The 23,103-nt window shown below is 46.1% G+C and carries 22 protein-coding genes, 1 other RNA gene and 1 pseudogene; 15 read left to right on the top strand and 9 right to left on the bottom strand.

Annotation, left to right across the window (positions count from 1 at the left end):
* The first annotated feature begins 22 nt into the window (after positions 1–22).
* The 10 genes and pseudogenes from DXE33_RS06950 (at position 23) to rnpB (ending at position 10,803) form a co-directional block, all read left to right on the top strand.
* Positions 23–943: a Tim44 domain-containing protein gene (locus DXE33_RS06950; protein WP_114639247.1), complete on the top strand. Its 921-nt coding sequence runs from the start codon at positions 23–25 to the stop codon at positions 941–943.
* 53 nt (positions 944–996) lie between these two features.
* On the top strand, positions 997–1,617 hold the full coding sequence (locus DXE33_RS06945; protein WP_114639246.1) for a ubiquinone biosynthesis accessory factor UbiJ: 621 nt from the start codon (positions 997–999) through the stop codon (positions 1,615–1,617).
* A 2-nt stretch (positions 1,618–1,619) separates the two neighbouring features.
* Positions 1,620–3,206 (top strand): ubiquinone biosynthesis regulatory protein kinase UbiB, encoded by a 1,587-nt coding sequence (gene ubiB, locus DXE33_RS06940; protein ID WP_114639245.1) that lies wholly within the window; start codon positions 1,620–1,622, stop codon positions 3,204–3,206.
* Positions 3,207–3,257: 51 nt separating this feature from the next.
* A complete protein-coding gene (locus tag DXE33_RS06935) occupies positions 3,258–3,911 on the top strand; it encodes a DUF502 domain-containing protein (protein WP_114639244.1) in 654 nt (217 codons plus the stop codon).
* A 16-nt stretch (positions 3,912–3,927) separates the two neighbouring features.
* A complete protein-coding gene (gene aspS / locus DXE33_RS06930; protein ID WP_114639243.1) occupies positions 3,928–5,727 on the top strand; it encodes an aspartate--tRNA ligase in 1,800 nt (599 codons plus the stop codon).
* Positions 5,728–5,749: 22 nt separating this feature from the next.
* Positions 5,750–6,208, top strand: a complete 459-nt coding sequence (gene nudB, locus DXE33_RS06925; protein ID WP_114639242.1) for a dihydroneopterin triphosphate diphosphatase — start codon at positions 5,750–5,752, stop codon at positions 6,206–6,208.
* A gap of 80 nt (positions 6,209–6,288) precedes the next feature.
* A pseudogene (locus DXE33_RS06920) lies at positions 6,289–8,041 on the top strand (ABCB family ABC transporter ATP-binding protein/permease).
* 9 nt (positions 8,042–8,050) lie between these two features.
* The gene (locus DXE33_RS06915; RefSeq protein WP_114639241.1) at positions 8,051–9,379 is read left to right on the top strand and encodes a glycerate kinase type-2 family protein; all 1,329 of its coding nucleotides are present in this window, start codon (positions 8,051–8,053) and stop codon (positions 9,377–9,379) included.
* Positions 9,380–9,381: 2 nt separating this feature from the next.
* Complete coding sequence (gene pyrC, locus DXE33_RS06910) at positions 9,382–10,440, top strand: dihydroorotase (RefSeq protein WP_114639240.1); 1,059 nt, start codon at positions 9,382–9,384, stop codon at positions 10,438–10,440.
* Positions 10,441–10,496: 56 nt separating this feature from the next.
* Positions 10,497–10,803, top strand: an RNA gene (rnpB, locus tag DXE33_RS06905) — RNase P RNA component class A.
* On the opposite strand, the gene DXE33_RS06900 is transcribed toward rnpB, so the two are convergent.
* On the bottom strand, positions 10,803–11,225 hold the full coding sequence (locus DXE33_RS06900) for an OsmC family protein (RefSeq protein ID WP_114639239.1): 423 nt from the start codon (positions 11,223–11,225) through the stop codon (positions 10,803–10,805). The genes rnpB and DXE33_RS06900 overlap by 1 nt on opposite strands.
* A gap of 453 nt (positions 11,226–11,678) precedes the next feature.
* Between DXE33_RS06900 and rplM the strand changes: the two genes are divergently transcribed.
* The 4 genes from rplM (at position 11,679) to erpA (ending at position 14,174) form a co-directional block, all read left to right on the top strand.
* Positions 11,679–12,107, top strand: coding sequence for a 50S ribosomal protein L13 (rplM, locus tag DXE33_RS06895; protein ID WP_114639238.1), 429 nt, complete (start codon positions 11,679–11,681; stop codon positions 12,105–12,107).
* 9 nt (positions 12,108–12,116) lie between these two features.
* Complete coding sequence (rpsI, locus tag DXE33_RS06890; protein WP_114639237.1) at positions 12,117–12,518, top strand: 30S ribosomal protein S9; 402 nt, start codon at positions 12,117–12,119, stop codon at positions 12,516–12,518.
* Between the two features lie 133 nt (positions 12,519–12,651).
* A complete protein-coding gene (gene argC / locus DXE33_RS06885) occupies positions 12,652–13,710 on the top strand; it encodes an N-acetyl-gamma-glutamyl-phosphate reductase (RefSeq protein ID WP_114639236.1) in 1,059 nt (352 codons plus the stop codon).
* A gap of 89 nt (positions 13,711–13,799) precedes the next feature.
* The gene (gene erpA / locus DXE33_RS06880) at positions 13,800–14,174 is read left to right on the top strand and encodes an iron-sulfur cluster insertion protein ErpA (protein ID WP_114639235.1); all 375 of its coding nucleotides are present in this window, start codon (positions 13,800–13,802) and stop codon (positions 14,172–14,174) included.
* 12 nt (positions 14,175–14,186) lie between these two features.
* Here erpA and DXE33_RS06875 read toward each other — a convergent pair whose 3' ends face one another.
* Complete coding sequence (locus DXE33_RS06875; protein ID WP_114639234.1) at positions 14,187–15,314, bottom strand: anhydro-N-acetylmuramic acid kinase; 1,128 nt, start codon at positions 15,312–15,314, stop codon at positions 14,187–14,189.
* Between the two features lie 88 nt (positions 15,315–15,402).
* Between DXE33_RS06875 and tyrS the strand changes: the two genes are divergently transcribed.
* The gene (gene tyrS, locus DXE33_RS06870) at positions 15,403–16,635 is read left to right on the top strand and encodes a tyrosine--tRNA ligase (RefSeq protein WP_114639758.1); all 1,233 of its coding nucleotides are present in this window, start codon (positions 15,403–15,405) and stop codon (positions 16,633–16,635) included.
* Positions 16,636–16,644: 9 nt separating this feature from the next.
* Here tyrS and ruvB read toward each other — a convergent pair whose 3' ends face one another.
* The 7 genes from ruvB to DXE33_RS06835 form a co-directional block, all read right to left on the bottom strand.
* Positions 16,645–17,715 carry a Holliday junction branch migration DNA helicase RuvB gene (gene ruvB, locus DXE33_RS06865; protein ID WP_114639233.1) on the bottom strand — a complete coding sequence of 357 codons (1,071 nt, stop codon included), beginning with the start codon at positions 17,713–17,715 and terminating at the stop codon, positions 16,645–16,647.
* An 18-nt stretch (positions 17,716–17,733) separates the two neighbouring features.
* Positions 17,734–18,318, bottom strand: coding sequence for a Holliday junction branch migration protein RuvA (gene ruvA / locus DXE33_RS06860; protein WP_114639232.1), 585 nt, complete (start codon positions 18,316–18,318; stop codon positions 17,734–17,736).
* 29 nt (positions 18,319–18,347) lie between these two features.
* A complete protein-coding gene (ruvC, locus tag DXE33_RS06855) occupies positions 18,348–18,866 on the bottom strand; it encodes a crossover junction endodeoxyribonuclease RuvC (protein WP_114639231.1) in 519 nt (172 codons plus the stop codon).
* A 15-nt stretch (positions 18,867–18,881) separates the two neighbouring features.
* Entirely contained in the window at positions 18,882–20,462 is a 1,581-nt protein-coding gene (gene purH / locus DXE33_RS06850; RefSeq protein WP_114639230.1) for a bifunctional phosphoribosylaminoimidazolecarboxamide formyltransferase/IMP cyclohydrolase, read from the bottom strand.
* A gap of 53 nt (positions 20,463–20,515) precedes the next feature.
* Positions 20,516–20,755, bottom strand: a complete 240-nt coding sequence (locus DXE33_RS06845) for a helix-turn-helix domain-containing protein (RefSeq protein ID WP_114639229.1) — start codon at positions 20,753–20,755, stop codon at positions 20,516–20,518.
* Positions 20,756–20,783: 28 nt separating this feature from the next.
* Positions 20,784–21,752 (bottom strand): tRNA dihydrouridine synthase DusB, encoded by a 969-nt coding sequence (gene dusB / locus DXE33_RS06840; RefSeq protein WP_114639228.1) that lies wholly within the window; start codon positions 21,750–21,752, stop codon positions 20,784–20,786.
* A 190-nt stretch (positions 21,753–21,942) separates the two neighbouring features.
* On the bottom strand, positions 21,943–23,097 hold the full coding sequence (locus DXE33_RS06835; protein ID WP_114639227.1) for an FAD-dependent monooxygenase: 1,155 nt from the start codon (positions 23,095–23,097) through the stop codon (positions 21,943–21,945).
* Positions 23,098–23,103 lie beyond the last annotated feature (6 nt).

Genomic DNA, 23,103 nt, shown 5'->3' with positions numbered 1-23,103 from the left:
CTATCAAAGAAAGGGGTAAAAAATGAAAAAACATTTTTTCAAATCAGTTTTCTTAAGCATGATTTTAGTTTTCACATCAATTAGTCATGTTGAGGCGGGACGTTTAGGTGGTGGTAGAAGTTTTGGGCGCGCACCAAGTGCTCCAATTCAGAAACAGGCTGCCCCTGTACAAAAGCCTGTGCAAAATAACCAAGCTCAATCAGCTACCCCAACGCCTTCGGCTCCGCAAGCGCCAGCTCCTAGTCGCTTTGGTGGCATGGGTGGTATCTTGGGTGGCTTAGCCGCTGGTTTGGGTATCGGCTATCTTTTGTCGCACTTTGGCTTAGGTGAAGCAGCTTCATCGCTGATTACTGGTTTGTTAATTGCCGTGTTGGCTGGTTTTGCCATCATATTCATTATTCGCAAACTACTTCCTGCTTTTTCAGGGCTTGGTCAAAATTCGAATGCCTTGAGTTCTACAGCCCTGCAGCGCGCTAGGTTAGATCAACCAAGACAGGAGCCTGGTTTTACGCCGGCAGCAAATGCATTTGGCGGCGTTAGTTCCGAGCCGGAAAAGTTTGAATCGACTTTGCCGCCAGGTTTTGATGAGCATACTTTTTTAGAGAATGCAAAGCAATACTTTGTCACCTTGCAAAACGCCTGGGATTTAGGTGATTTAAATTCCCTGCGCGAGTTCACTACTCCAGAGATGTTTGCCACTATTTCACAAGATTTGGCAGGAAGAACTGACAGTGCCAATCAAACTGACGTGATTACCATTAATGCTAGGCTGTTGGGTATTGAAATGAATCTGGGCCATTATTTCTGTAGTGTTCAGTTTAGCGGTATTATTCGCGAGCAAGCAGGTGCGCCGGCGAGTGATTTCTCTGAAATATGGAATCTGAGCAAGCCAGTTGAGGGCCCTGGAGGCTGGGTCTTGGCGGGTATCACCCAGTTGGTTTAAGCTTTAGGTACTTTCCGTTGGAAAACCCGCACTAGTGCGGGTTTTTTACACTCATGAACACACTATCTTTTTCTACTCATACATTTGCTGCTGGCGCCGCTTGTCGCGCTATTAATCACGTCCTTGCGGCTGAGCCCTGGGCAAGGGAGCAATTGGCTCAGCATGCCCATAAGACGGTATTAATCCAAATGCCTTTGGGGCGCTTGTATTTTCAAATTGATACCGACGGATTTTTGACTGCCATCCAAGAGCTCGAATCCCCCTCTTTAGCTTTGGAGATTACTACGGATGCCCTTGGTAAATTAACTGCTAGTACTGGAAATTTGCGTGAGCAGGCATTCAAGGCCGTCAAAATTACTGGAGATGCAGATTTGGCACAATTGATTGGACGATTGGCCAGTCAAGTGCGCTGGGAATATGAAGAAGATCTTGCTCGTGTGATGGGGGATGCTCCTGCAAACTTTGCTGTACGTCAAGGGAAAAAGTTTCTTGCTGCCAGTAGATCAGCCGTCGGGGATTTACTGGACAATGTAGTGGAATATGTTAGCGAAGAAAAGAAAGTGCTACTAAATAAGCGAGACTTTGTGCTTCGTAAATCCGAATTAAATGACTTGCGCGACTCTGTAGACCGCCTGGAAAAACGCATTCAACTCCTAGAGCAAAAGGCTAAATAATCGTGCGTCGAATTGCTCGTCTTAGTTTTATTTTCTTTACTGCTTGGCGTTATGGCTTGTTGCCTTTGTTACGCGATGTGCTCAGGCCAGGTATTGGTCGTAGTTTCCTGACAGTCGTTTGCTGGACCTCTCCTGGTACAAAGCTTTCAAGAGGTGAGCGCATTCGTCTCACGCTAGAGGCGCTAGGCCCAATTTTTGTGAAGTTTGGGCAAGTGTTGTCTACTCGCCGAGATTTATTGCCTGAAGATATTGCTAATGAGCTGGCCAAATTACAAGACCAAGTTCCGCCATTCTCTAATGAAGAGTCTCGCCGCTTAATCGAAGTAGATTTGGGTCAATCTATTGAAGAGGTATTCATTAGCTTTGACGCAACACCAGTTGCGAGTGCCTCTGTAGCTCAAGTGCATTTTGGTGTTTTGCGTGGAACAGATAAACATCCTGAGTGGCAGGGTCGTGAAGTTGCTATTAAAGTTTTGCGTCCTGGCATCCTGCCAGTGGTTGAGGGTGATCTGGCTTTAATGTATGACCTGGCCAAGGTCATTGAGAAGAGCTCTGAAGATGGTCGACGTTTGAAGCCGCGTGAGAACGTAGCTGAATTCGATACCTATTTGCACGATGAGTTAGATCTTATGCGCGAGGCAGCTAACGCTAGTCAATTACGTCGATACTTTGTGGATTCTAAAAAGCTCATGATTCCAGAAATGTATTGGGATCTTTGCCATACCAATGTCATTGTCATGGAGAGAATGCGTGGCATTTCCATTGGACGTACTGCCGAACTACGCGCTGCTGGCGTTGATTTTAAAAAGTTGGCGGCTGACGGCGTAGAGATATTTTTCACTCAAGTTTTTGAGTACGGATTTTTCCATGCTGATATGCATCCCGGAAATATCATGATTAGCTTAGAGCCAGAAACTTTTAGCCGGTTCATTTCTTTGGACTTTGGAATTGTTGGCGCCTTAAGCGAGTCCGATAAAAATTATCTAGCCCTGAATTTCTTGGCATTTTTTAATCGCGATTACCGCCGGGTTGCAGAGCTACATATCGAGTCTGGCTGGGTGCCGGCCAATACGCGCGTAGAAGAACTAGAGGGGGCAGTTCGCTCGGTGTGCGAGCCTTACTTTGATCGCCCTTTGAAAGAGATTTCTCTAGGCATTGTGTTGATGCGCTTATTCCAGACATCTCGTCGCTTCAAAGTGGAGATCCAGCCTCAACTGACACTGTTGCAGAAAACTTTATTAAATGTTGAAGGTTTGGCCCGTCAGTTAGACCCAGACCTAGATCTCTGGAGGACTGCTAAACCGATTCTGGAAAAGTGGGTCAGTCAGCAGCTTGGCTGGCGCGGATTGCTCGATGGCCTAAAGGAAGAGGCGCCTACCTGGGCCAAGATTTTGCCCACCTTGCCCCGCTTATTTGCTGATAGCTTAGCTCAGGGACGTCATCAAATAAAAGACCAAAGTGGCGAATTGGAGGTGTTGAAGGCCCTTTTGCAGCAAGAAAAGCGTACTAGCCATCTATTAGTGGGCTCCTTACTCTTCATCAGCGGGTTTTTGGTCGGAATTTTGATCATCGGCCTACATATTTATTAATGTCTCGCCGATTGCTTCCTGTACAGCTAAAATAGCTGGCTAGGCAAACACATGAAAAAATACTTTATCGCTGGCATCCTCGTATGGGCTCCCATGGCGGTCACTATTTGGGTGATCACTTGGGGCTTGGGCTTGCTCGACGGTGTTTTTGGTTCGGTGATGCATGCCATCATCGCAATTTTCCCTCAGCAGTTTGCTGCAGATCTTCAACATTTCCGCGAATTACCAGGTGTTGGTATTTTGATTGTAGTTGCCGTGATTTTGGTAACTGGATTATTGGCAATCAATTTTGCTGGTCAATGGTGGTTAAAAGCGTGGGATAAGTTTGTGAATCGCATTCCTGTTGTGCGTTCAATTTATTCTAGTGTGCAGCAGGTTTCATCTACATTGTTTTCGGGTAGTGGTCAGGCCTTCAGTAAGGCCTTATTAATTCGTTATCCACACGCAGATTCTTGGGCAATCGCGTTTCAGACCGGAACCCCTGCAAAAGAAGTCACTTCAAAATTGGGCGAAGGCTATGTCAATGTCTTTTTGCCTACTACACCTAATCCCACATCGGGATTTTTCATGATTGTGCCTCGTGCACAAACGATCGAATTAGATATGAGTGTTGAAGAGGCTTTAAAGCATATTGTCTCTATGGGCTCTGTTCCACCGAATAATTCTAGTGGCTCGACCTCTCTCGAGCCGCCACACCATTTTTGATTTATAGGAAATTGTTATGTCAATGCGTAGCCATAATTGCGGCCAAGTAACCGATGCGCTGATTGGTCAAGAAGTCACCCTCTCGGGATGGGTTAATCGTCGTCGTGACCATGGGGGCGTGATCTTTATTGACTTGCGTGACCGTGAAGGCTTTGTTCAGGTGGTTTGCGATCCCGATCGTCCAGAGATGTTTGCTCTTGCTGAGCAAGTGCGTAATGAGTTCTGCATTCAGATTAAAGGTTTGGTGCGTGCACGTCCTGCCGGCACTGAAAACACTGATTTAGTTAGCGGCAAGGTAGAAATTCTTTGCCATAACTTAGTGATTCTGAATGCCTCTGTTACACCACCATTCCAACTCGATGATGAGAATTTATCTGAGACAACACGTTTAACGCATCGCGTATTAGATTTGCGTCGTCCGCAAATGCAAAAGAATTTACGCCTGCGCTACAACGTAGCAATGGAGTGCCGCCGCTACTTAGATGATGCTGGCTTTATTGATATTGAAACCCCGATGCTGACTAAGAGCACACCAGAAGGTGCGCGCGATTACTTAGTTCCATCTCGTGTGCATGATGGTCAATTCTTTGCTTTGCCGCAATCTCCTCAGTTGTTTAAACAGTTATTGATGGTGGCTGGATTTGATCGCTACTATCAGATTACTAAATGTTTCCGCGATGAAGATTTGCGTGCAGACCGTCAACCTGAATTTACCCAGATTGACTGTGAAACTGCATTCTTAGATGAGATGGAAATTCGCAACCTTTTTGAAAACATGATTCGTCATATTTTCAAGAAAACGATGAATGTTGAGTTGCCTAATCCATTTCCAACTATGCCCTACTCAGAAGGTATGGCACGCTTTGGTTCGGATAAGCCAGACTTGCGCGTGAATTTTGAATTCACCGAATTAACCGATTTGATGAAAGATGTTGATTTCAAGGTCTTCTCAGGCGCCGCTAATCAGGCAGGCGGTCGTGTAGTAGGTCTGTGCGTGCCCGGCGGCGCTGAAATTAGTCGTAGTGAGATCGATGATTATACGCAGTTTGTCAGCATCTATGGTGCAAAAGGTTTGGCTTGGATCAAGGTGAACTCTGTCTCTGAAGGTCGTAATGGACTTCAATCACCGATTGTGAAGAATTTGCATGATGCTGCTATCGAAGGCATTTTGAAACGGACCGGTGCAAAAGATGGTGACATTATTTTCTTCGGCGCAGATAAAGAAAAAGTGGTGAATGATGCAATTGGTAATCTACGTTTACGTATTGGTCACTCTGCCTGGGGCAAGGAGCACGGTCTCTTCACTGAAGGCTGGAAGCCGTTGTGGGTTGTGGATTTCCCCATGTTTGACTATGACGAAGGTGAGGCGCGTTGGGTTGCCTGCCACCATCCATTTACCAGCCCTAAAGATGAGCACATGAAGTACTTGGAGTCTGATCCCGGTAAGTGCTTGGCGAAGGCTTACGACATGGTTCTGAACGGTAGTGAAATCGGTGGCGGTTCTGTGCGTATTCACCAAGAAGCTGTTCAAAGCCAAGTATTCCGTGCGGTCAAGATTGGCGCTGAAGAAGCTCAAGCAAAATTTGGCTTCTTGTTAGATGTGCTTCAATATGGCGCGCCTCCGCACGGCGGTATTGCATTTGGTCTCGATCGCATTGTGACCATGATGACTGGTGCTGAATCGATTCGCGATGTGATTGCTTTTCCTAAAACACAGCGTGCACAGTGCTTGCTTACTCAAGCTCCTAGCCCGGTGGATGAGCGTCAGTTACGTGAGTTGCATATTCGCTTGCGCCAAGCTGCACCTGCCGCATAAAACAATCTAAGCAGTAACTATCTTGAAAATCCCTATTTCGGTTTTAGTTGTTATCTATAAATCGAATAGGGATGTTTTATTGATAGAGCGTGCTGATCGCGCTGGGTTTTGGCAGTCTGTTACTGGCAGTTTGGATACCCCGAATGAAGACCTAGCCTTTGCAGCTAAACGTGAGGTATTTGAGGAAACGGGCATTACGGTTGAGCAATTACCATCTGGCGCACTGCGCAACTTACATCATCACATTGAGTATGAAATTTACCCAGAGTGGCGTTTTCGATATGCCCCTGGCGTCACCAAAAATACTGAACACTGGTTTGCTCTAGAGGTACCTGATGCAACATCCGTTCAATTAGCCCCTAGGGAGCATGTGGCTTATCAATGGTTGTCTTACCATCAAGCGGTACAGAAATGTTTCTCACGCAGTAATGGCGAGGCAATTCTGAAATTGTTTTCTGCGAACGAAACTAGAAGCGAATAAGATAGAACGATGAGACATTCATCGGGGCACATTCGTAGCAGCACAGATTCAAAACACCGAAAAGAGGTGATTGGCGTGTCATTCGCGATCTCTTGCCTTACCTGTTTGAATATCGCATTAGAGTTTTGCTAGCGCTGAGCTGCTTGATAGCAGCTAAGTTTGCTAATTTAGGTATTCCAATTCTGATGAAAGACTTGATTGACTCTTTGGATGTCAAGGCGAACTCTCCTCAGGCTTTATTGGTCGTTCCAGTGGGCATTATTGTTGCTTATGGTTTATTAAGAATTTCAGCATCCCTATTCGCTGAATTGCGTGAGGCCCTCTTTACGAGGGTGACCCAAAATGCGGTACGCAAAGTTGCCCTGCAAGTATTTGAGCACTTACATTCTTTGGCGCTGAGTTTTCACTTAGCCCGGCAGACCGGTGGCGTGAGTCGGGATATTGAACGCGGTACTAGGGGAATTCAATCTCTCATTTCATATTCGCTCTATAGCATTCTGCCAACGCTGATTGAGTTTTGCTTAGTGCTTGGCTACTTTGCCTATTCCTATGATATTTGGTTTGCAGCCATCACTTTAGTCGCGCTGGTGCTGTATATCGTCTTTACGATTGTGGTGACCGAGTGGCGCACGCACTACCGTCGGACTATGAATGATATGGATTCCAAGGCGAATCAAAAAGCCATTGATTCTCTGTTGAATTTTGAAACAGTGAAATATTTTGGTAACGAAGCCTTTGAGGCTCGTCGTTATGATGAAAACTTATTGCGCTATCAATCTGCAGCAGTGAAATCCCAAAAGACCTTGGCTTTTCTAAACCTGGGTCAGCAAATCATTATTGCCATTGGTTTAATGTTGATTCTTTGGCGCGCTACCCTCGGTGTGGTGAATGGCACGATGACTTTGGGTGATCTAGTTTTGGTAAATACCCTCATGATTCAACTCTACATTCCGCTCAACTTCTTAGGGGGTGATTTATAGGGAGATTAAGCAATCTCTCACTGATATGGATCGGATGTTCTCCTTGTTGGATACAGATAAAGAGATTGCTGATTCACCCAATGCCCACCCTTTGCAAATTCATCATCATGGCCACGGACCTGATGTCCGTTTTGAGCATGTTTCGTTTCATTACGATGTAAAGCGTGAGATTTTGCGCGATGTCAGCTTTAACATCCCAGCAGGCACCATTACGGCAGTCGTCGGTCAAAGCGGTGCTGGTAAAAGTACACTCGCAAGACTGCTCTTTCGTTTTTACGATGTTCAGTCTGAAAAAATTTTGATTGATGGCCAAAATATTCAAGATGTCACCCAAGCTAGCTTACGCAAATCAATTGGTATTGTTCCGCAAGATACCGTTTTATTTAATGACACAATCGGCTACAACATTGCTTATGGTGATCCTTCGGCTTCGATTGAAGAGGTGCAAGAGGCTGCTAGAGCAGCTCAAATTGATGGCTTTATCAAACGCTTGCCTGATGGCTATAGCACTCAGGTAGGAGAGCGTGGCTTAAAATTATCTGGTGGCGAGAAGCAACGGGTTGCCATTGCCAGAACCTTGCTCAAAAAACCAGCCATGTTAATTTTTGATGAGGTAACCTCAGCGTTAGATTCAAAAACTGAAAGAGCATTTCAGGAAGAGCTACTGAACTTAGCAAAAAATCGCACGACTCTGATCATTGCCCACAGACTCTCAACCATCATTCATGCCGATCAAATTTTAGTGATGGAGCATGGTCAGATTGTAGAGCGGGGCACGCATCTGGAGTTGCTTGCTGCCCAGGGAAAATATGCTGAAATGTGGTATATGCAGGAACGAACTGCACTTAATTAGAATAGTGCGATGTTGCAAAAAACACTCACCAAAGAAATTTTAAAAAATGCTTTTGCAGCTGCGGTGGCAGTGGCTGACCCACAAATGATTGTTCCTCAATATTTAGCGAAGATCTTTCCTGCTGGTCAGGAGCCGCGTGGTAAATGTTTGGTAGTCGGTGCAGGTAAGGCTAGCGCTTCAATGGCCAGCGCATTTGAGAATTTTGCTATGAAACATTGGCCCAAAATTCACTACGAGGGAATTGTTTTAACGCGCTACGGTCATGGTTCCCCAACTTCTCAAATTAAGATCATTGAGGCTGGACACCCGGTCCCTGATCAAGCGGGCATGGATGGGGCGCGAGATATATTAGCTTTAGCGAAACAGCTCGCACCAGGCGATGTGTTGATTGCATTAGTTTCTGGTGGCGGCTCAAGTCTTTTGACGTTGCCGGTTGAAGGCATTTCCATAGATGATATGCGCGCTACCACTCAAGCCCTTTTACGAAGTGGCGCCCCAATTGAAGAGATGAATGTGGTCCGTAAGCATCTATCTGCCATTCTTGGCGGTAATTTGGCTCGCGTGGCAATTGAGCGGGGTGCACGAGTAGAGGCTTTATTGATTTCTGATGTAACTGGCGATGATCCAGCTGATATTGCTAGTGGACCATGTGCTGCTGACTACTCCACCTATTTAGACGCGCTCAATATTTTAGAAAAATATCGCTTGGGAGTAGGTTCTATTCCTACTTCTGTTCTTGCTCACCTCAAGCAAGGTTTAGCAGGTGAAAGACCGGAGACATTAAAAGATATTGATTTAATCAATGCACAAGTTGCTAATCATGTCATTGCAACTGCTTATAAAAGCCTTGAGGCTGCTGCGCAATATGTTCATAGCCAAGGTTATGAGCCAATCATATTGGGCGACACCATCACTGGCGAAGCCCAAGAAGTAGGAGTGGAGCAGGCTCAATTAGTTCGTCATCATTTAAGAAAAGCTAGTCAGCCTCAGGCAATCATCTCTGGGGGCGAGTGCACTGTCACTATTCCTGCGGGCGCGAAGGGTCGCGGTGGTCGCTGTAGCGAATATTTGCTTTCTCTATTCTCCGCCACTTCCGATTTGCCAAATATTGCCGCTTTAGCGGCAGACACCGATGGCATTGATGGTAGTGAAAAGAATGCGGGAGCATGGTTTGATGCCGATATTCGTAAAGCAAGTGAAGCTATGGTTGTAGTGCCAGAAACATTCTTAGCTGGCCACGATTGCTACGGTTTCTTTGCAGAATTAGATGCCTTAGTGGAAACTGGCCCTACACTTACGAATGTGAATGATTTCCGCATCATCTTGCTAGAAAAATAATTATGACTAATAGCCCCACTCATATTCAACTTATACAGCCTGACGATTGGCACTTGCACATTCGTGATGGCGAGGTGGTGAAGGATGTGTTGGCCGATACAGCTCGTCAGTTTGCCCGGGCGATCATCATGCCAAATTTAAAGCCACCAGTTACTACGGTTGCTTTGGCGAAGGCATATCAATCTCGGATAGATGCGAATTTAAAAGCTTTAGGTATCACTAATTTTTTGCCACTAATGATTTTGTATCTCACGGACAATACTTCTGCAGAGGAAGTACGCAAAGCTAAGGCTGAAGGCATTGCTGGATTTAAGTTGTACCCTGCTGGCGCTACAACTAATAGTGACGCTGGAGTAAGCGACATTAAGCACTGCTATCAAGCTCTTGAGGCAATGCAAGTGCTTGGGATACCTTTATTAGTGCATGGAGAAGTAACAAGCGCTGATATTGATATTTTTGATCGTGAAGCGGTATTTATTGATACTGTTCTTGAGCCATTGCGCAAAGACTTTCCTGAACTCAAGATTGTGTTCGAACATATTACAACCAAGCAGGCGGCTCACTATGTGCGTGATGCTGCTATAAGCAAAAAAAATAGCATTGCTGCAACGATTACTCCGCAACATCTCTTGATGAATCGCAATGCGATTTTTGCTGGCGGCATTCGTCCTCATAATTACTGTCTTCCAGTGCTCAAGCGAGAAGAGCATCGAATTGCCTTGCTAGAAGCGGCAACTAGTGGTAACGCCCGTTTCTTCTTGGGAACTGATAGTGCTCCTCACGCAAAAGGCGCTAAAGAAGCTGCTTGCGGTTGCGCAGGATGCTATAGCGCATTTAATGCACTGGGTTTATATGCGGAAGCATTTGAGAGTGTTGGCAAGCTAGATAAGTTAGAAGGTTTTGCCAGTTTCTTTGGCCCCGATTTTTATGGGCTGCCGCGCAATAGCAAAAAAATTACGTTGGCAAAACAAGCACAAGCCATACCTGTAGAGTTGCCTTTGGGTGATGCAACGATTGTTCCGCTGCGTGCGGGCGAAACAGTTGCTTGGTCACTCGTTTAATCACGCTCAGTGCTTTTATCAGCCAATTTTCTCCGACTGCGTTAGACTGCAGGCGCAGAGTCAATTAGGCAATCGCCGCTTCTTGATTGAAGGGGAGGAAAGTCCGGACTCCATAGGGTAGGGTGATGGCTAACGGCCATCCACGGTGACGTGAGGAATAGGGCCACAGAGACGAGCGTATTAAGTTACGGTGAAACGCGGTAACCTCCACCTGGAGCAATCCCAAGTATGCAGACAATGAGGCGTCCCGCTGAGTCTGCGGGTAGGGAGCTTGAGCCATCAGGTAACTGACGGCCTAGAGGAATGATTGCCCCTAGATGAAAGTCTAGGCGACAGAATCCGGCTTATCGATTGACTCTGCACTACTCTGATATGACTTCAACGCTATAAGTGAGCTCTGCAGTTTTGGCCAACATAGTTGTGGCTGAACAATATTTTTCATGTGACAACTTCACTGCACGGTCTACTTTGGCCTGATCGAGGTCTTTCCCTTTGACGGAAAAGTGCAAGTTGATTTTCGTGAAGACTTTGGGATCTTCGGTGGCGCGTTCAGCTTGAAGGGTCACATCGCAGGCGCTAACGGCCTGACGAGCCCTTTGTAGGATTAAAACCACATCATAGGCAGAGCAACCCCCGGCGCCAGCTAAAAGCAGCTCCATGGGTCTTGGGGCAAGGTTTCTGCCTCCTGCTTCAGGGGCGCCATCCATATTGACGAGGTGTCCGCTGCCAGTTTCTGCGGAAAATGCCATTCCGCTATTACCCAACCAAGATACTCGACATTCCATATTAGTGACCACTTACTTACTAAATAAATCAATATTATCAATAGTTTATCAATTTTTACAGATGCATTAGTTGTTGCATAGCAACATGAAAATCTTGATTTTCGTCAAGAATCTTGCTTTGCACCAATCTACTTGTGTAGAATAACCCCATTGGTAGTCAGTCTTATTATACTTATATCTTATACACTGAGTCTTATACACTGCGACTTTCCTCCAAGTGTCTCCTCCACCCAAACATAGGTGGATTCCAACCCAGGACTCGTTCCTGGGTTTTTTTTGGGTTATAATTTAAGGCTTTACTGAATTACCGAACCAGTCAGGAATTACCGAACCAGTCAGCGGTAGTTTGTTGTACCAGTTAGATTGCAGAATCTGCGAGCTTGCAAACATAAGCAGGGCCAAGGTGGACGTAGTTTGGTTGGAGTATTTTTGACTATAACAATTTGAGAAATCATGAAAACTTTTTCCGCAAAATCCCATGAGGTAAAGCGTGAATGGTTCGTGATTGACGCTACGGACAAAGTCCTCGGTCGTGTCGCCAGTGAAGTGGCACACCGTCTACGCGGCAAGCACAAGCCTGAATTCACACCACACGTTGACACTGGCGACTTCATCGTCGTGATCAATTCATCTAAGCTACGTGTCACAGGCACAAAAGGCTTGAACAAGATTTACTACCGTCACAGCGGATACCCAGGTGGTATTAGCTCGACTAACTTCGACAAGATGCAAGACCGTTTTCCTGGTCGCGCTTTGGAGAAGGCTGTGAAGGGTATGTTGCCAAAAGGCCCACTCGGCTATGCCATGATCAAGAAATTAAAAGTCTATGGCGACGCTAATCATCCGCATGCGGCTCAACAGCCTAAAGCGTTAGAGATTTAAGGAAACCAAATGGCTATTAATTACGGAAATTGGAATTACGGTACAGGCCGTCGCAAGAGTTCTGTTGCGCGCGTCTTTATTAAGTCTGGCAAAGGTGAAATTATCGTTAACGGTAAGCCTATTGATGCCTATTTTGCTCGTGAAACATCCTGCATGATTGCGCGTCAGCCTTTGGCTCTCACGGCCCATTTAACGACCTTTGATATCAAAGTAAACGTTTCTGGCGGCGGTGAAACTGGTCAAGCTGGTGCAGTGCGTCACGGTGTTACTCGTGCATTGATCGACTACGACAACGCTTTGAAGTCAACTCTGTCTAAAGCAGGTTTGGTAACTCGCGATGCTCGTGAAGTTGAGCGTAAAAAAGTTGGTCTGCACGGCGCGCGTCGTCGTAAACAGTTCAGCAAGCGCTAATTCTTTCAGTCGCTCAAGTTTTATCGAAAGGGTCGCGAAAGCGGCCCTTTTTGTTTCTACAATTAAGAAATCTGTAAGAATCAAGTATTACGCTTTAGAAGATAATTGATTATTAAGCATTTTGGAGAATGGCATGATTAAGGTGGGTATTGTTGGCGGCACAGGTTATACCGGGGTTGAACTATTGCGTTTGTTAGCACAACACCCTGAAGTCAAAATCGTTGCTATTACTTCCCGTACTGAAGCTGGTATGCCAGTAGCTGAGATGTTCCCATCTTTGCGTGGTCGTGTTGATTTGAAATTTACGACCCCCGACGAAGCTAAATTAAATGAGTGTGATGTTGTTTTCTTTGCAACTCCACATGGTGTTGCTATGGCGCAAGCAAAGGAATTGCTTGCTAATAATGTGAAGATTTTGGATTTAGCTGCAGACTTTCGTTTAAAGGATGTCAAAGAGTTCGCCAAGTGGTATGGCATGGAGCATAGCTGTCCCGAAATTTTGGCTGAAGCGGTTTATGGTTTGGCAGAAATTAATCGTGAAGCAATTAAGAAGGCCCGTGTAGTAGGTCTGGCTGGCTGTTATCCAACCTCAGTGCAGCTTGGTCTTGCGCCATTACTTGCTCCTAAATCAACTGGTGGCAAGCAATTGATTGATGGCAATCACATTATTTCTGATTCGAAGTCTGGTACTTCCGGAGCTGGTCGCAAGGCTGAAATTGGCACTTTGCTTTCTGAGGCTAGCGATAACTTCAAGGCCTATGGTGTAAAGGGACATCGCCATTTGCCAGAGATCGTTCAAGGCTTAAAAGCGATAGCAGGGCATGACCAAATTGGTCTGACGTTTGTGCCACACTTAACACCAATGGTAAGGGGTATTCATTCCACTTTGTATGTGCGCCTGACTGAAGCTGGCAAAGACGTGGATTACCAAAAGCTGTATGAGAATTTTTATCAAGACGAACCCTTTGTTGATGTGATGCCAGCTGGAAGTCATCCAGAAACTCGCTCGGTGCGGGGCAGCAATGGCATCCGGATTGCAATCCATCGTCCAGGTGGTGGCGATACTTTAGTGATTTTAGTGGTTGAGGACAATTTGGTGAAGGGTGCATCTGGGCAAGGCGTTCAGTGTATGAACTTGATGTTTGGCCTGCCAGAAACAACGGGCTTAACGCAGATTGCTGTATCGCCTTAATGTCTGTGGGGGTATGGCAACAGTACCCTTAAGCAAATTCGGCATTAAAAGCCTAAAATAAGATATTGCCTTTGAATTGGGAGTAAATCATGACTGAATTAGCTACGCAAACTGCACAAGATTTGGCTGAGCCACCAACCCCTTTGGTGTTCACTGACGCTGCTGCTGCAAAAGTGGCTGACTTGATTGCTGAAGAAGGCAATCCAGAGTTGAAGTTGCGCGTATTCGTGCAAGGTGGTGGTTGCTCAGGATTCCAGTATGGCTTCACATTTGATGATGCTGTGAATGAAGATGACACTCTCTTTGAAAAGAACGGTGTTACTTTATTGGTTGACTCCATGAGCTTCCAATATTTAGTTGGTGCTGAAATTGATTACAAAGAAGATATTAATGGATCTCAATTTGTGATTAAGAACCCAAATGCCACAACAACTTGTGGTTGCGGATCTTCTTTCTCGGCTTAAAGTTTTAAGAAACTAAGCTGGGTAGCGAGCACCTAGAACTCTAGGCCCCTTCGCTCCTGTAACGGCTGGCAAGTTTGCTGGCCGTTTTTCTTGATGGGCCCACGCAAGCCATGCAAAGGCAAGACCTTCAACTAGTTGAGGATCGATACCAGCAGAATCAGTGGAAGAGATTTTTAATGCGTGTTTGAAAAACTGTAGTGCTTTTACTTTGAGTAAATTCATCAATGCACCATTTCGTGCTCCACCGCCGCAGACAAGCAACTCTTCGGTCTGCGGTGCATAGCGCGACAAGGCATCTAAGGTGCTATGAGCGGTGAGATGTAGTAGGGTTGCTTGAATATCTTCTGCTTGAAGATTTTCATTTCCTAGTTTTTCTTGTAACCATTGCAGATGAAAGTCATCTCGACCGGTGCTTTTAGGGGGTGTCTTTGCGAAAAATGGATCTGACAACATTGACTTGAGCAATGCTTCATTTACTTTTCCTTGAAGTGCCCAAGCGCCATTTGTATCAAATGGATTTCCTTGTTGTTCCTGTATCCAGGCATCCATCAACATATTGCCTGGTCCGCAATCAAAGCCTCTAACAGAGCCTTCACTTGAAAGAAGCGTCAAATTGGCAATGCCTCCAATATTGAGGATTGCAATATTTTTTGAAGATGCAAATTGCTGTGCATGAAAAGCGGGGACTAGTGGAGCACCATGACCTCCGGCAGCAAGGTCACGACTTCTAAAATCAGCAATGACATCAATACCCGTTTTTTCAGCTAATAAGGCTGGATTGAGGGTTTGGTGGGTGTAGGCCATATCGCCTAAATGCGGCTGATGTCGGATGGTCTGTCCATGGGCGCCGATGGCGCAGATGTCTGAAGGCTCCAGGTTTGACTTTTTCAGTAATTGTTCAACGGCTTGTGCATAGGCTAAAGCCAGAGTATTGGCAGCCTGCTTTTCCCTGTGTAGTTCATCTGGCCCTGGGCTCTGGAGATCAAATAGGGCTTTTCGAAGTGTAGGCTGAAAAGGCATGCTGATGGAGGCTTGGGCACTGGTTTCCCCATTGGGCCCAATCTTGGCAAGAACAGCATCTATTCCATCTAGGCTGGTACCAGACATCAGGCCGATATAGAAGGAAAAAGGTTTGTTCATGCAGATCTAGGTTTGGCTCTCAGGGATGCGACAATTATGCTTTAGCAATTTAACTACTAATTTAACTGAATCAGCAACCCGAATCAGCATGACGGCCAAACCAGATCCAAAATATCCTTTGACTCCTGAAGTCTTTGCAGCGCTCGAAGTTACTAAACGCGGTTGCGATGAGCTATTGGTTGAGGCCGACTGGGTGCAAAAGCTCGCTCGTAGTCAAGCAACTAAGACTCCATTGCGAATTAAATTGGGTCTAGATCCTACTGCGCCCGATATTCATTTGGGTCATACCGTAGTTTTAAATAAATTGCGTCAGTTACAAGATTTTGGGCATACCGTTATTTTCTTGATTGGTGATTTCACCAGCATGATTGGTGATCCATCAGGCCGCAATGCGACACGTCCTCCATTGACCGCAGATGAAATCGCTGTCAATGCAGAAACGTATTATCGACAAGCCAGCATGGTGCTCGATCCTGCTAAAACAGAAGTACGCTATAACAGTGAGTGGTGTGATCCATTGGGTGCGCGCAGTATGATTCAGCTTGCTGCAAAACATACCGTCGCCCGCATGCTAGAGCGTGATGACTTTACGAAGCGCTATCGCAATGGTGTTCCTATCTCGATTCATGAATTTTTATACCCACTCATGCAGGGATATGACTCGGTTGCGCTCAAGAGTGATCTAGAGTTGGGTGGTACAGATCAAAAATTTAATCTCTTAGTAGGTCGCGAGCTTCAGCGCGAGTATGGCCAAGAGCCTCAATGCATCCTGACAATGCCGCTTTTAGTGGGCTTAGATGGCGTTGAGAAGATGAGTAAATCTAAGGGTAACTACATTGGTATTAGTGAGCCTGCGGGTGATATGTTTGGCAAGCTCTTGAGTATCTCTGATGATTTAATGTGGGATTACTTCACGCTGTTGTCGTTTAGACCGATGTCAGAAATTGATTTGATGAAGCAAGAAGTTGCCGCTGGACGAAATCCAAAAGACTGCAAAGTGTTGCTTGCCCAAGAAATCGTGGCACGCTTTCATTCTCAGGCTGCCGCAGAAAAAGCATTAGAAGACTTTAACCATCGCGCTAAGGGTGGAGTACCTGATGATATTCCACAGGTCAATCTCTCGGGTGCCCCGATGGGAGTTGCAAGCTTATTGAAGGCTGCTGGGCTGGCTCCATCAACTTCGGAAGCGATGCGCAATATTGAGCAAAATGGTGTCAAGATTGACGGCGTCAATGTGTCTGATAAGCAGCTTAAGATTGAAGTAGGAACTTACGTAGTGCAGGTTGGCAAACGTAAGTTTGTAAAAGTCACCCTCAGTTAACAGATGGTCTTAAAGATCTAGGCTAGCACTGCCACTTGGTGGTGTTAAGCCAAAGTGCTCATAGGCTTGGCGAGTAGCTACACGGCCGCGCGAAGTTCTTTGTAGGTAGCCCTGTTGAATCAGGTAAGGCTCCAAAACATCCTCAATCGTATCGCGCTCTTCGCCAATGGCAGCCGCTAAGTTATCGATGCCTACTGGACCTCCATCAAACTTGTGCAAGATCGCTTCTAGTAGTTTTCTATCCATGACATCAAAGCCGCTCGGATCAACATCCAGCATCTTCAAGGCGGCATCAGCCATTGCTTTAGTGATGGTGCCAGTACCTTTCACCTCGGCATAATCCCGCACGCGACGTAATAAGCGATTGGCAATACGAGGTGTGCCACGAGCACGCTTAGCGATTTCTACTGATCCATCTGGATCAATATCTGCCTTCAGTAAATTGGCGGAGCGTTCAATAATTTTGGTGAGTTCTTCAGTGGTGTAGAACTCCAGTCTTGCCACAATACCGAAACGATCACGCAATGGGTTGGTGAGCATACCGGCACGAGTGGTGGCACCAATTAAAGTGAATGGTTTGAGATCAATTTTGACGCTGCGAGCAGCCGGGCCCTCACCGATCATGATGTCAAGACTGTAATCCTCTAGTGCTGGGTAGAGAATTTCTTCAACCACTGGTGAAAGACGATGTATCTCATCGATAAAGAGCACATCGTTTTCCTCTAGATTGGTTAACAGAGCTGCAAGATCGCCAGGCCTATCTAAGACGGGGCCGCTGGTTTGACGTAAGTTAACGCCTAGCTCTCTCGCAATGATGTGGGCGAGAGTAGTTTTACCAAGACCAGGAGGGCCAAATAGTAGTACATGGTCTAGGGCTTCTTGTCTTGCTCTCGTAGCGCTAATGAAAATCTCTAATTGGGCGCGTGCCTTGGTCTGTCCGACATACTCATCAAGCTGTTTGGGGCGCAATGCTCTTTCAAATACTGCTTCAGCATTGCCTACCGTCCCGCTCACAATGCGATCGTTTCCTTCCGGTAAATCTTCGGGGATAGAGCTTAGGTCGTCAGTGTGAATTGCCATACTGCAAGTGTAGTGGTTTTATGGCTTTGAAAGATATTTCAGTCCCATACGGATGCCATCAGAAACAGAGGTATCAGGCGGAATTTGCTTGAGAGCAAGGATGGCTTCTTTTTCGGAATATCCCAGAGCTAAGAGGGCCTGTAATACTTCGCTGCTAGCTTCAAGTGCTTGAGAGCTGCCGCCTGGTGTGATGCCAAGATCTGGCGCAAGCTTGCCTTTGAGTTCAAGACATAAACGTTCGGCAGTCTTTTTGCCGATGCCAGGAACTTGAGTCAAGCGCCCTGCTTCTTGTAGAGCAATTGCTTGAGCCAGTTCATTGACGCTCATTCCAGATAGAATGGCTAGTGCTGTGCGAGAGCCAACACCACTAATTTTAATAAGTGCCCTAAATGCTTCACGTTCAGTCTCTGTGGCAAAACCAAAGAGCTGTTGAGCGTCTTCACGCACCTGAAAGTGCGTTAGCAAAGTAATTTTTTGACCTGCTTGTGGCAATTGATACAAGGTGCTCATTGGCACATCTACCTCGTAACCAATGCCTTGGCAATCCACCAAGAGTCTAGGAGGGTGAACTGAAACGAGAGTACCTTGAATGCGACCAATCATATAAAGATCTTAACCTGTGATGTATATTTTTACTTGCTACGTTTTTTTGGAATCAGTGCAGCACTAATGGCTTTAGGTATTTGCGCATGGTGAGCGGCGCAAATTGCAACCCCCAAGGCATCCGAAGCATCGGCGCCTGGTGCGCGACTTAAGCGTAGTAAGCGCTTCACCATCTCTTGAACTTGAGGTTTAGCAGCACGACCTGTACCCACAATCGCTTGTTTTACTCGCAGAGCACTGTATTCAGCGACAGGAAGATTTTCAGAAACGAGGGCTGCAATCACAGCACCCCTAGCTTGTCCCAGCATTAATGTGGAACGAGGGTTGACGTTCAAGAACACTTCCTCGATGGCGGCTGACTGAGGATGATAGGTATCTAAAACCTCTTTTACGCCAGCATAAAGAGCCCCTAGACGCTCTGGGAGCCCCTTGACTGGATCACCGCTCTCAATCGTTCCGGAAGCTACGTAAGTGAGTTTTTGGCCATCGACATCAATGACCCCAAAACCAGTAGTCCGTAAGCCCGGGTCGATTCCAATCCAGCGCATGAGTACTAAATTTGCTTAGTGACGAAAGTGACGAGTGCCAGTGAAGATCATGGCAATGCCATGCTCATTCGCCGCTGCAATGATTTCATCATCACGCATGCTGCCGCCAGGTTGGATCGCGCAGCTTGCACCACCATTCACTACGACATCCAAACCGTCGCGGAATGGGAAAAAGGCATCGCTGGCTACAGCTGATCCCTTGAGGCTTAAGCCTGCATTTTCTGCTTTAATGCTGGCCATCCGTGCAGAGTCTACGCGGCTCATTTGACCGGCGCCAATGCCGAGAGTCATGCCGTTGGCGCAATAGACAATTGCGTTGGATTTGACAAACTTCGCTACGCGCCAAGCAAACATCATGTCATTCATTTCGCTAGGGGTTGGCTGTCTTTGGCTGACAACGCGCATCTCGTTTTGTAAAACATTCTTAGCGTCAGGTGATTGCACCAGTAAGCCGCCACCAACTCGTTTGAAGTCAAAAGTATTAAATGCGCCACCTAGGGGGATTTCTAGAAGACGAACATTTTGCTTGGCTGCAAAAATTGCCTTGGCTTCATCGCTAAAGCCAGGAGCAATTAATACTTCTACAAATTGTTTTGAGATGGCTTCGGCCGCAGCGCCATCACATGGCACATTCAAAGCAATGATGCCGCCAAAAGCAGAACTAGGGTCAGTTTTGAAAGCCTTTTGGTAGGCCTCTAGAGCGGAAGCACCAACTGCTACGCCACAGGGGTTGGCATGCTTAATGATGACGCACGCAGCAGCCCCACCGACGTTTCCAGTAAAGCTCTTGACGCATTCCCAAGCAGAGTCTGCGTCAGCAATGTTGTTATAGGAGAGCTCTTTTCCTTGCAATTGCCTATAGTTGGCTAGAGCGCCCTCTACAGGATTGATATCTTTATAGAAGGCCGCTGATTGATGTGGATTTTCACCATAGCGCATCTCTTGTACTTTCTCAAAAGCCAAATGCAATGTCTCTGGGTATGCTGAGCGTGCCTTGTGATCTAAGTCATCACCCAAAGCTGAGAGATAGTTGGCGATTGCACCATCGTACTGGGCGGTGTGTGCAAATACCTTTTTTGCTAAGGCTAGATTGGTTTTGTAAGATACCGTATTGTTATTGGCTTTCATTTCTGCCAATATCGGTGCGTAATCTTCTGGCGAGATCAGTACAGTGACATCTTGATGATTCTTGGCTGCAGCACGCAACATGGCAGGGCCGCCGATATCAATATTCTCAACTGCATCCTCAAACGAACAATTTTCTTTGGCAACCGTTTCATTAAACGGATAAAGATTAATCACCAGCATATCAATCGTATCGATACCGTGTTCTTTGAGGGCGGCCATATGCTCAGGAAGATCTCTGCGGGCGAGTAAGCCACCGTGAACCATCGGATGCAAAGTCTTTACACGCCCATCAAGCATTTCTGGAAATTTTGTTAATAAAGACACTTCAACAACTGGTAAATGATTCTCGGCCAATAGTTTTGCAGTACCCCCGGTAGAAATCAATTGAATACCTTGCTCATGAAGTGATTTAGCAAAAGGGACGATGCCATTTTTATCGGAAACGGAGAGAAGGGCTGTGCGGATCATAGTTTTTAAAGGATTGAATGAAGAGTAGTTTCGAAGGTTAATAAATTCACTGCTTACCTGAGCAATTGATGCTCCACTAATTTCTTATGCAAAGTATTGCGATTAATGCCTAAATACTGTGCTGCTAGTGACTGGTTTTGCTTGGCGTGACGCATGACAAGCTCAAGCATCGGTTTCTCAACGACAGCTAATACCATTTGATAAATATTGCTTGGTGGAGTGCCCTTTAAATCCGTCAGGTACGCTTGTAGTTGCGTTTCAATACATTCGGTGATGGGATGTTTATTGGTCATAAATTGATATCAATACAAAAAACTAAAATTACGCTGCTTCTAAAAAAACTAAACGATCAGAGTGAGATTTCATCTCATCAAAATAATCATTCACCATTTGCAATTGGGTTTTGCAGTCATCGGCAGTATTCATGCGCTGACGAAAGGCATGAGAATCACGTAAACCTTTGCAGTACCAGCCGATATGCTTACGGGCTTTACGAAGACCAATATGCTCGCCGTAGAACTCATAGTGATCCAGTAGATGGGCATTCATAATGCTCTGGATTTCATTGATTTCTGGGGTGGGTAGCTCGTTACCAGTTTCTAGGAAGTGATGAATTTCGCGGAATATCCATGGACGACCTTGTGCGGCGCGACCAATCATGATGGCATCAGCACCGGTTTGTTTTAAAACAAACTCCGCTTTTTCAGGACTATTGATATCTCCATTGGCCACTACCGGTATGCGCACACTATTTTTGACTGCAGTGATAGTTTCGTATTCTGCTTCCCCATGATATAGATCGGCTCTGGTGCGGCCGTGAACGGTCAGCACGGAGATGCCAGACTGTTCAGCAATTCTTGCAACTTCGATCGCATTTTTATGTTCACAATCCCAGCCAGTACGAATTTTTAATGTGACAGGGACCGCATCTGGTCCAATGCCAACCGCATTGACAACAGCCTCTAAAATATTTTGCACAAGAGTTTCATTACGCAAGAGTGTGGATCCAGCTGCAACGTTACATACTTTTTTTGCTGGGCAGCCCATATTGATATCAATAATTTGGGCTCCATGGTCAACATTGACTTTGGCAGCAGCAGCCATCATGGCTGGATCTGCGCCAGCAATTTGTACCGCAATGGGTTTGAATTCACCGATGTGATTTGCGCGACGCTGTGTTTTTTCGCTTTTCCAGAGCAAGGCATTGGATGTCACCATTTCAGAGACTGCATATCCTGCGCCCAGTTGCTTGCAAAGCTGCCGAAATGGACGATCAGTTACCCCCGCCATAGGGGCTACAAATAGTCTATTTGCGAGGGAGATGTGGGCCGATCTTCATTTACGGGGATGTATATTGAAGGAGTCTTGCGTAAAGCATGACACTTTAGCACAGTCGAGCCCAAATCTGCCTATTTTTTAGGCAGGTTGCTAGGTTTCGAGCAATTCTGGAATATTGATCTTTGGGGCTAATTTAAGCCCCTTAGCGTCTGCCAAACATCATCTGGCGGGCTAAGGCTTTCTTTACCGGCGGAAGCCATTGGAGAGCTGATAAAGCCAGCCCACGGGCTGCCACTACAGGCACTAGATTTGAGGTAAATACTCTGGCCATAAAGTCCGTTAAACCAATGGTTGCCTTACGGTCTGCCTGGCGGCTTTGTGCATAAGCTTCCAATGCGTTTTGAATGTGAGCTGAAGATTGTTCGTCTTGAGGACCAGAAAAAACGCCGGCGAGTCTTTCGGCTAATAAGAAAGCGTCCCTGAGACCAAGATTGAGTCCTTGCCCGGCTACTGGATGCAAAGTTTGCGCAGCATTGCCAATCCACACTTCATGATGTTGGGTAATGTGCTTGCGGTAGTTCAGGCCAAGTTCGTATAAACGACGATCTTGAATTTTGAGGAAGCGGCCAATTCGTGCACCAAATTCTTTTTGCAGGGCAATGAGAAAATCTGCATCACTTAGATCTAGGCGTTTTTGTGAAGACTCAGGAGACCCACACCAAACGAGATTCAAAATATTATTGCCATAATGACTAGGCAATACAGCTAATGGACCTTCGCTTGTAAAGCGTTCCCACGCTTGATGAGGCACAGCATTTTTAACCTCAACCAAGCCTACTAATGCAGATTGACCATAGTCGCGACCAGACTCTACCCAATCTTGAGTTTTAAAGAGACCGCCTTCAGCATGAACTACGCATCTTGCGTCAATGTGAATTTGCTCATCCTTGCCAATATGTTGCCAAGAAAAATGAGGACTACTTTTTTGAATGGTTCTAAGAGCTTTGCGTAATGTGATGTGAATATCGCGATAGCGAATAATATGACCTAGTGCGTCTTGTGCCAGCTCTTCTCGCGTCATGAGGGCGCGACCAAAGCGTCCCGCTTGTGAGACATGTACTCGATGAATATCAGCGCAATCGCTTGGCCAGGCATCGATGGTGTCGAGAAGAAGTTTGCTGCCATGGGAGAGTGCAATGCCTCTGCCGTCAGTATTTGCTAAGTCGGCATCATTAACTGGATTGCGATCGAGCAAAGTGAGCTTGGCATCTGGAAATTTTTGCAAAATCCATGCAGCGCAAGATAAGCCAACTGGCCCACCACCATGAATCACAATATCGCAACTAGATCCGCTCATATATCG

Source organism: Polynucleobacter necessarius (assembly GCF_900096765.1).
Classification (GTDB): Bacteria; Pseudomonadota; Gammaproteobacteria; order Burkholderiales; family Burkholderiaceae; genus Polynucleobacter; species Polynucleobacter necessarius_F.
The sequence above is the reverse complement of the archived record's forward strand: the minus strand, read 5'-3'. Positions and strand labels throughout refer to the sequence as shown.